The 9,216-nt window shown below is 38.6% G+C and carries 7 protein-coding genes; 1 reads left to right on the top strand and 6 read right to left on the bottom strand.

Annotation, left to right across the window (positions count from 1 at the left end):
* The 3 genes from Q0590_RS35945 to Q0590_RS35935 all read right to left on the bottom strand — a co-directional run.
* On the bottom strand, positions 1-1,784 hold a 1,784-nt coding region (locus tag Q0590_RS35945), incomplete at its 3' end, for a YCF48-related protein (RefSeq protein WP_302042519.1).
* Positions 1,785-2,222: 438 nt separating this feature from the next.
* On the bottom strand, positions 2,223-2,885 hold the full coding sequence (locus tag Q0590_RS35940) for a hypothetical protein (protein ID WP_302042518.1): 663 nt from the start codon (positions 2,883-2,885) through the stop codon (positions 2,223-2,225).
* A gap of 490 nt (positions 2,886-3,375) precedes the next feature.
* Positions 3,376-4,152 carry an NUDIX hydrolase gene (locus Q0590_RS35935; protein WP_302042517.1) on the bottom strand — a complete coding sequence of 259 codons (777 nt, stop codon included), beginning with the start codon at positions 4,150-4,152 and terminating at the stop codon, positions 3,376-3,378.
* A 160-nt stretch (positions 4,153-4,312) separates the two neighbouring features.
* Between Q0590_RS35935 and Q0590_RS35930 the strand changes: the two genes are divergently transcribed.
* Complete coding sequence (locus tag Q0590_RS35930; RefSeq protein WP_302042516.1) at positions 4,313-4,699, top strand: hypothetical protein; 387 nt, start codon at positions 4,313-4,315, stop codon at positions 4,697-4,699.
* 262 nt (positions 4,700-4,961) lie between these two features.
* Here Q0590_RS35930 and Q0590_RS35925 read toward each other — a convergent pair whose 3' ends face one another.
* The 3 genes from Q0590_RS35925 to Q0590_RS35915 form a co-directional block, all read right to left on the bottom strand.
* On the bottom strand, positions 4,962-7,112 hold the full coding sequence (locus tag Q0590_RS35925; RefSeq protein WP_302042515.1) for a PAS domain-containing sensor histidine kinase: 2,151 nt from the start codon (positions 7,110-7,112) through the stop codon (positions 4,962-4,964).
* A 732-nt stretch (positions 7,113-7,844) separates the two neighbouring features.
* The gene (locus Q0590_RS35920) at positions 7,845-8,288 is read right to left on the bottom strand and encodes a GNAT family N-acetyltransferase (RefSeq protein WP_302042514.1); all 444 of its coding nucleotides are present in this window, start codon (positions 8,286-8,288) and stop codon (positions 7,845-7,847) included.
* A 33-nt stretch (positions 8,289-8,321) separates the two neighbouring features.
* Complete coding sequence (locus tag Q0590_RS35915; RefSeq protein WP_302042513.1) at positions 8,322-8,990, bottom strand: FMN-binding negative transcriptional regulator; 669 nt, start codon at positions 8,988-8,990, stop codon at positions 8,322-8,324.
* Positions 8,991-9,216: the final 226 nt, after the last annotated feature.

Here is a 9,216-nt window from a genome sequence, read left to right as displayed (position 1 = left end):
TACTTCTTAACCAGTGCTTCCTTTTTAGATAATAACTTTAAACAGCTTCTATGTAAGCCTTTATTAAAGCCCAAAAAATTTAAATCTATTGCTTTCCAATTTTTACCGCTGTCTGTTGTTTTGTATAAAGTGTTTGATCTTCCACAGACGAAACCAGTGGTTTCGCTAGTAAAAAATATGCTGTAAAGCTCATCCCAGGATAGATACTGTTTCTCCCAAGAGATCCCACCATCAGTAGTTTTATACACATTTTCTCCGACAATAAAACCTAAGCTATCATTCAAAAAGAAGAGATCTTTTATATCTCTTGAAGTGGGTGGCTGTAGCCGTTGCCAATTCTCTCCTCCATCAGTGGTTTTCATCATTGATCCCCAGCTTCCGGTCGCGTATCCTAGGGAAGCGGAAGTAAATTTAATCTTTGAATAAGAACCATACGTACAATGCTTCACATCTTGCCAGTTTTGGCCTCCATCTTCTGTTTTTAGCAGTTTCCCAAAATCACCTACTGAAAAGCCTTTAGTTGAAGAGACAAAAAAAATATCATATAAGGCGGTAGAGGATGCGTTAACATAATCTTCACAGGTAGTAGGTAATCTTCTTAACTTTATTTGATTGCTGTAGGTTGAATGCGTGATTTGATTGTAAGCCCTTACCCTATAAAAATACGTTTGGCCATTCACCACATTGTTATCTTTAAAAGTGGTTGAATCTTTTGGAACACTTCCAATTTCTACAAAATGTTCTGCATCTGTTATGGAGCGTTCTATCTTAAAGCCTATTTCATTGCTAGCATTATCAATCCATTTAAGCAAAGTTTGATCACGAGAATAAGCGTCGGCAGTCAGAGAAGTGGGAGCTACCAAAAAATCATCCGCGAGTTCAGCTGTACTTCTTTGCCAAATAGCACCATTAAAGCTTTCAACTGTATTTATAATTATTTTATCATCAACTATAGTGATATTGTCAACTCCTGCATTTGTTGGTAGTCCGGCGCTGAAATTCTTCCATGTTTTACCCTTATCTTCCGACAAGTATATTCTACCAGTGTAAAGACTTCCAATAATGAATTTATTATCCGTCAGGTAAGTAGATAAAAATTGTGAATCGGTTATTACTGAATTAGCATAATTGTTGATATTAGTCCAGGTATTACCCAAATCAATTGAATAGATCAAACCATGATACCTTGTGGCCAGCAGAACATAATTACCTAAGGCTGACACTGATAGAATATCGTAGGTTAAATTTTGTAATTGATTCCAAGTCTGCCCTTTATCCTTCGATTGATAAAGACCTTCAGAGGTAGCCACATAAATGTAGTTTCCTGCAATAGCTAGAGATTGAATGTTAGTATACCTAGAAAGAGTAAAAGGTAATAGTTGCCAACTATTGCCGTCATCTAGGGAACTATATATCTTATTTTGAGCTACTCCCAGTAACGTATACTCATCAGCCGCCATTAAATATCCATAGCCGGTTTTTTTCTGCCATGTTTTTCCATCAGTTGACACTAAAAAATCACTTTCCTTTTGAGCAAAAAAAGTATCTCCCTTTCTGAATACATAATTTCTATAACTTTGAAATTCTGGCTGGTTAGTCCACCCCCCAACATCATTTTCTGAATAAAAGAGATGATAATTAGTGGCAGCCAGAACAATTTTAGAATTGCCGGCAATGGAGGAAAATTCGCCATAGGTATTGCTCTGTTTTTGCCATTGAGAGAGAACGGGATTAAAAGAGAGAAAAAATATCAGTAAACTTAACAGCAGGTAAATTTTTCTCATTTTTTATAACTATCAATAGTGTTGTAACTATAATGTTCCGTTTCTTGAAACTAAAGTACGAGTTGTATTCTTCTTAGCTTTTGTCTGAATATCAGAGAATCTTACATAGTAGCTTATCGTTGTCTTTTGCGTATTCCCCCATGTATCAATGACACAGCGAATAGCAAAGCATATCCCTGTATCATATACACTACATCTATAACTACAATTTTGAGACTAGAAACGGTAGTTGTTGCTACTTCCCGAGGTAAGTTCTATACCAGCGTATCGGTACTCACTAAGTTGATGCTTGAATATTCAACTAGGTTTCCTCTTTGCTAGCTAAATAATTGGCTGTTGTTATTTAATTCATTTAGCCAAATCAAAAAAAGTTCGGGAAAACCACATTTACCGGAATAGTTACCCTGTTACCTAAACTATATACCCTGTAGAAACGTTTTATCTGACCTTCTCATAGGTAAAGTCCACTAAGCCACGAAACTTTGGTGTGTTATAGGTTCCTTCTTCTCCCCAGTAGTACTGGCCTTCATACAAATAATGGTAAGTGTAGTAGATATCCATTACTTCAATCTCTTTTATCTGAAAAGGAAAGTAAAGGCCTTGATCAGGATTATAGCTCTCAGGTAATAGGGCATCGTATACTGAATCATGGCTTTTATTGAAATACCGGATCAGATAAAGGTGATTTGCCTTCAGCTCTAAGGCTTTGGCAAGTGGCTTATATTGAAAACCGTCAGTATTACTTACTGCTACGCTATCCACCAACAAGGGGTCAGACTTTGTCCAGGAAAGGTTTGTATGATCATAGAGTTCGATCCGGTAAGTTCCCTCGGCAGCAATCTTACCACCAATAGCAGTGATTTTTATCGCCTCTAGGGGTTTGAAAATATATCCCCGATAAGTGGCTGTATGGCGGTAGTCATTGGGGAAATTGGTTGTTTTGTAAACTTTAATCGCCCCATCGCTCTTGATAAAGTCTTCTAAAAAGCCTCTTTGCACTGGAACAGCTTCCTGTTTGTTACAGGAAAATAAAAGGAAGGAGAAAGACAGTAAAAGGTATGCCCGATTTTTGGTATACCTGGAAAGTAAAAATGCATCCATGCCGGTTACTGATGTTTAATACTGAACGTATGTTATATACAAAACTAGGGGTAAACAGCTGACATATATTGTTTTATTTGGGTAAAGAACATACATCCCTCCACTACCTATCGCTTTGAACGGGATTAAGCTACAAAGTACAATAAGCACATTTGCACTGTCAGCTAATGTGTTTAGCTATAAGAAAACAAAGTGCAGAAGGAAATAATGATTATATTTATAAATAGTTAAATGATAGACTTTGTTCTCTTTTTATATTCTGAGGAGCACCAAAAAAAGGTAGTTAAAATAACTCCCCCTTTGTTATTGTTATAAAAAGTAAAATTGGACAAAAGGGGAAGATAATAATTTTGATTACTTTCCCCTCTTGCCCACATATACAGTTACAAGAAAAGGGAAATTAAAATGATTATTACTTCACTATACTTAATTTATCGGCATGGACAGGGAGAGAAAGAGTGCTATAGCGATTGAATTAGAAAGCCCGCTTTCAATACGTATGCACAATTCCCTCTTTCAAAGCCTCTTCATAATTTTCCTTCTCAAACTGATATAGGTAGGGAGCCCGGTGGGGGCCAATGTTGCGCCGTTCATCGAGTTTTTTAATCAACCCCAGGGTGAGAAGCTTTTTTGAGAAGTTCCGCTGATCCAGTTCTTTGCCTAAAATAGTTTCGTAGAGGGAATGAATCTCCGGTAAGGTGAACTTCTGGGGCAATAAGTTATAGCCAATAGGCTGGTGATAGATCTGAAGCCGTAAAGTGAGCAAGGCTTTCTCCACCACTTCCTTCTGATCAAATAAAAGTTCTGGTATATCGTCTACATCCCACCACTGATAATCATCCGTGAAAAAGTCAAGCGTAACTGAAACCTTTGAGTAATCGACTAAGGCGAAGTAGCCAATGGATAAGGTCCGCTCAAATAGCCAGTTGTCTTCTTCTACCTCCAAACCAAATTTTTCTCTAAATACTTGAGGAATTCTTTCCTTCACCCGATAAGGAGAATCTCCGAACATGTGAAACTGCTGCAGAAACAGATTACTTAAACTCGTTCTTTCCTCTAGGATCCGGTGTGCCGCTTTACTCAATGGTTCTCTCCTCTTAATGAAACCGCCTGGTAATCCCCATTCATTATATCCTTTCCATTTGAGCAGCAGAATTTTAAGTTGCTGATTATGATAGCCAAATATGACACTATCAATGCTCATATGAGGCAGATAGTACTTATGACCATTATTAACAAAGTCTAACACTTCTTCTAGAGAGTTCATAGTGTCAAAAATAAAATATTATTTCGTAAAACTTACTAAATATAAAAAATACAATTACCTTTATTCCGTAAATATTACTATATAATATTTATTACCCCTAGGAGTACATTATTTCTGTATCAATTAATCAAGTTCTATCATTTCTAAACCCTACTTTCGTATGAAAAAGTTAAGCGCCCTTTTCTTCTTTAGTTTCTTATCTTTTGTGTTATTTGTTACCAACCTGCAGGCACAGTCTGCACCCGAAGACTATTTTGTAGGTACCTGGAATGTGAAAGCCTATAGCCTACCTCAAGGAGATACTGATATGATCATTCAACTAGACAAAAAAGATGGTAAGCTTAGTGGCGGAATTGTGGATGCTGCTACTAAAAAGGTAAAGACTCCTTTTAGTAAAATTGATGTTGCTGATAATACCCTCACCGCTCATTTTTTTGCCCAAGAGGAGGGCGTGGAGGTGTACTTGACTATGTCAAAGAAGGATGACAAGAACATTACAGGTAGTATTATGGATATGTTTAGAATGGAAGGATCCAAAGGGAAATAAGGGTGATTCAAACCTGTCGGTTATTTAAGTATTTATCTGCCTATAGTCGAATACATATCAAAGCCAGTAGATGAGTAACATTGCTCTTTAATGCTTGCACACGCATTTATTAAAGAGCTATACTACATTTTCATTTTTTTCTAATACAACCAAGCTGGACTTCCTTCGAAAAAGTGGACACTAAGTTAAGTACAAGTTTAGCATAACAGCTAAGGCCATATCCAAAGTTATAGAGTAGTAATATAAAACTACCCCTTTCAAATTACTTCTTAAAGGGTAAGTAAATAGTAAAGGTTGTACCTATATTCAAAGTGCTTTCTACTTCTATTTTTCCTCCAGCATTTTCTACAATCCTTTTTACAATATATAGTCCAATACCTGTGCCCTCCACATGGGTATGAAAGCGTTTAAACATGGTAAATAGCTTTTGTAAATTGTTTTCACTAATCCCTATCCCATTATCTTTGACCCGGATCAGCAGATAGTCTGCTTGTTTTTGTGTGATGATCTTTATCTGAGGTGTTCTTTCCGCAGAAGCATATTTGGCTGCATTAGATAACAGGTTATAGAGGATACTTTGCAAGTTTTTCTTGGCAAACCTGAATTCATCTATTTCTATATCTGTATCGATCAGTACTGGCCCGGCTGCTAGAAGTTTAGCTAGATCCAGTTCTACTTCCCCTATCAACTTTTGTATAGAAACTGTTTCTGCCTCTTCCTCGCCTTTTTGGGCTTTGGCTATTTGGGTTAAGCTGCCAATGGTAGCTTTGAGCCTGTCTACCGAGGCAGCAATCATGGATAAGATCCGACTCTGCTCCTCATCGAGCGCAAATGTGCTGGTTAGTTTCTTTACCAGAGCAAGTGTCAAGCCTTCAATATTGGCGATGGGGGCCTTCAGATCATGGGAGGCTGTATAAATGAAGTTATCTAAATCGGTATTGATTTTAGTAAGCTGCTCATTACTTGCCGCTAGCTTTTGGTTGCTTTCCAACACCGCTTTATTGGCCTCTGACAGTTCTTCATTGCCTGCTAAAAGTTCTTCACTAGCTGAACTGAGTTCTTCATTGGCCGCTGCTAGTTCCTGTGTGGTGGTTTGTAATTCCTGCTGTACGGTTTTTAGTTCATGAATGTCTGTGGCCGTACCTACCCACAACAGAAGATGATTATTTTCGTCTTTAATCGGCACAACCTGCGTCAGATGCCAGCGGAAAGAGCCATCCCGGTGCCGATACCGATTCTCTGCCCTATAGGGCATGGCTTCTCTTCGTCCGCTAGTTCTACGCGCGATGACAAGAGCTAAATCATCGGGGTGCAAGGCTTGCTGCCAGCCCATGCCCAGGCTTTGCTCTTGAGTGAGCCCTGTATACGCATACCACTGCTTATTGAAGAAATTGATTGCTGACTCTTCCCCGGGCGATGTCCAGGTAAGTTGGGGGATGGATTCCAGCAGTAAAGTCAGCCGTTCTGAGGCCTGTTTAGCTTCTTTTTCAGCTTTTTTGCGCTCGCTTATATCGGTCGCCAGCAAATAAAAGCCTACGACTTGTTTGTCCTCCCATCGGGGAATGAAGCGGAAATCCACATAGCGGGATTCCACCCGTTGGTAATGCATAAGTCTCTCAAAGGATTGGGCGTGTCCGGCTAATGCCTGCCGGATATTTTCTTTAATTGCTCCATAGGCTTCTTCGCCTGCTATCTCTCGAAGGGTTTTGCCCACCAGGGCCCTGCGCTCTAATTTAAACCACTGCTCATAGGCTTGACTTACAAAGCGGTAGGTTTCATCCTTGTCTATATAGGAGATGAGTACAGGTAAGGCATCGGTGATTAAGCGCAACTCTTTTTCACTGGCTGCAAGAGCTGTAGTTCTCTCCTTTACTCTTTTTTCCATTTCATAGTTCGTCTCCTGGAGTGCTTCCTGTGTGCGGAGTAATTCTTCATTGGCTTGCTGTAACTCTGTATTCTTATCTACGAGTTCTTGCTCGATTTGCTTTCGCTTAGTCACATCGCGGATGATAGCGGTAAAAAAAATGCCTTCCTGCTGCCAAAAAGATAGCGAAAGCTCCATAGGAAAACTTACTCCTCCTTTTCTCAAGCCTTCCACCTCAATGGTATGGCCGATCAATCTACCAACACCAGTAGCCACAAAGCGGTCCATCCCCCGCTGGTGGGCCTCTCTGTATTGAGCAGGCATGAGTAAAGAGAGATTGCTATTGATGAGCTCTTGCTGAGAGTAGCCAAAGATTTGGGTAGCTTTTTTATTGCAAAAAACAATAGTCGAATCGGCATCGGCAATAAGGATGGCATCCGTAGCGGTTTGAGCAATGGAGGAGAGTATTGTTTGGGAGACTTCTGTAGCCTTCGTTTTCCTGCCCATAGAAAGCAGGCCATCAAAGAAGTTCTTTAGAATCGTATTCATCAACAAATAAATTAGCTGTATTCAAACGCTTATTTCTACTTTAGTAGAAGGGAGTTCGTAATTACTATAGGAAAGTAAGGCTATAGACAAATGAAAAAGCCTATACAGTAGATAGGCTTGTTACCATTCAATAATTTTTTTCTCTAACTGTATCTTTTGGCTGCAAATTTGCATACAAAAAGACAATAATGCAAAAGTGTATATTTAGAAAGGCCTGTATTAATGATAGAGGCTTTTTTATTGGTAACGACTCTCTATCTAGTAGATAACTATGGCACGAAATTACCCCTATAGCCTTTAATGCCAAAATAACAAGCGCCTCTTTTCTTTCTTGAGTGAATTGTTTTGTTTCTTGCCATCCTTTAGTAAAGCACTTATTTACATTATTATTTTACGCTTTGAGTAGCTCCCTTACAAATGCTTTCATGGATTCTATTACATCAACTAGGGCTAGTCTTCTCATATGGCATGTTTAAACAATTAATATTAGTAGTTAATTTATTCGCCCCTTTCTCATTACTAAATTGCTACCTTAATGTACTTACCGGCATAATACATTGATCTTGTGTGATTTCGAAAATTTATTTTACCTGGCAGATCAGCTAATCTGTTAATCATATATTTAGCAGGTGCTTATAGGCATCAAGAGATAATCATTGATGCTAAAAACAGTCTCCCAAATACTCAGGCAGGCAATATCTCGTTGACGGTTTGTTGTTTTCTTCAGTGAGTTTAGTCAGTAAAAGAATAACTGAAATGTGTGGCTAGTGTTTCAGTACTGTATTTAGTCTTCCTGTAAAAATTGACAGCATCTTTATCTTCACTTTCCGCTTCCACGTATACTTCATCAAATCCATTTGCCTTACAAAAATTACAACATTCAATAATTAGCGCTTTACCTATACCCTTTCTCTGAAATTCCGGTGCAACGCCAACATCATAGATATAAGCCAGAGGTTTTTCGCTATAATACTGATGCAGGACATAGATTGTTAAGCTGCCAACCACTTTGTCATGTATTTTGGCGACAAATACCATAAAGTCCGGATCAGAAAGCAACTTGCTCAAATACTGATCATTAGGTATCGGAATACTATTCTCAAAGACTTCCGTGAAAACTTCAATGAGATTTCTGAAATTAGCTATCCCGCTTTGATCGAGTCTTTTTATTTCCATTTGTTAAATTGATGTTTTGATAAAAATTTTTTGTCAGGAATCAAATCTTGAACCGTCCCATTCTACCCCTGGCGGAAATAATATTGTTTTTCTTTTCTTCATTTCTAAAGCGATCAAAGCACTGTTACCACCCTGCTCTTCCAGTTTTGAAATAATATTCAGATAACTTTGCTCATCTCTGTTCTGACTTAGTTTGAATACATTATCGATTTCTTCTGCCTTCATCTCAAAACCAGCAATGGCAGGCATCATTTTGTTTAAAAATTTGTCCGGAAGGTTGTCGTAAATAGTGAGTGAGTTTGTATTCCCCTTTTCAAATTTTAGTGTAAATTTTCTCATAAACTGAATTAGCTCATCCCTTGTCATAAAATTCATTTGTCCGCTTATATGGACACTCATGTAATTCCATGTTGACCCAATCTGAGGATTGCTGTACCAGGAAGCGCTTACATACGCACTGGGACCTGTAAACACCACCAAGGCATGTGGGTTTTCAGCAAAAGCCTTATGGTGGTCTGTATTTCGCATCATGTGTCCTTGTAAAAACAATTGGCCTCCTCTCTCCTCAATGAGGACAGGAATTTGTGTAGCCACTTGCTTGCCTGATAAACTGCTCCCTGTTAAAAAGACAAATGGATGGTCTTCAAAGAAATCCAGTATGATTTGCTTTTCATTTTCTTTGAAGTATGAAAAATGATACATTGTCCTGATATCTTATGTGTTTTTAATACTGCCACGAATAGAAGTCCATACCTATACCCGGTAGTGAAAAAGGTGGTACTTTGTTGCATGATCTGGATTTGTAAATGGCTTATTCCAATTTCCTGCCCAACACATGATCCCGTGTGCTCTCGGCAATTTTACCGGCCTCTACAATCAGGGCTTCTGCCACTTCCAGATCTCTGAGGGTAGAAAGCAGGTGGTGCAT

The sequence above is a fragment of the Rhodocytophaga aerolata genome, from assembly GCF_030503435.1.
Taxonomy (GTDB): domain Bacteria; phylum Bacteroidota; class Bacteroidia; order Cytophagales; family 172606-1; genus Rhodocytophaga; species Rhodocytophaga aerolata.
Note: the sequence above shows the minus strand (reverse complement) of the source record. Positions and strands in the feature narration are given on the sequence as shown.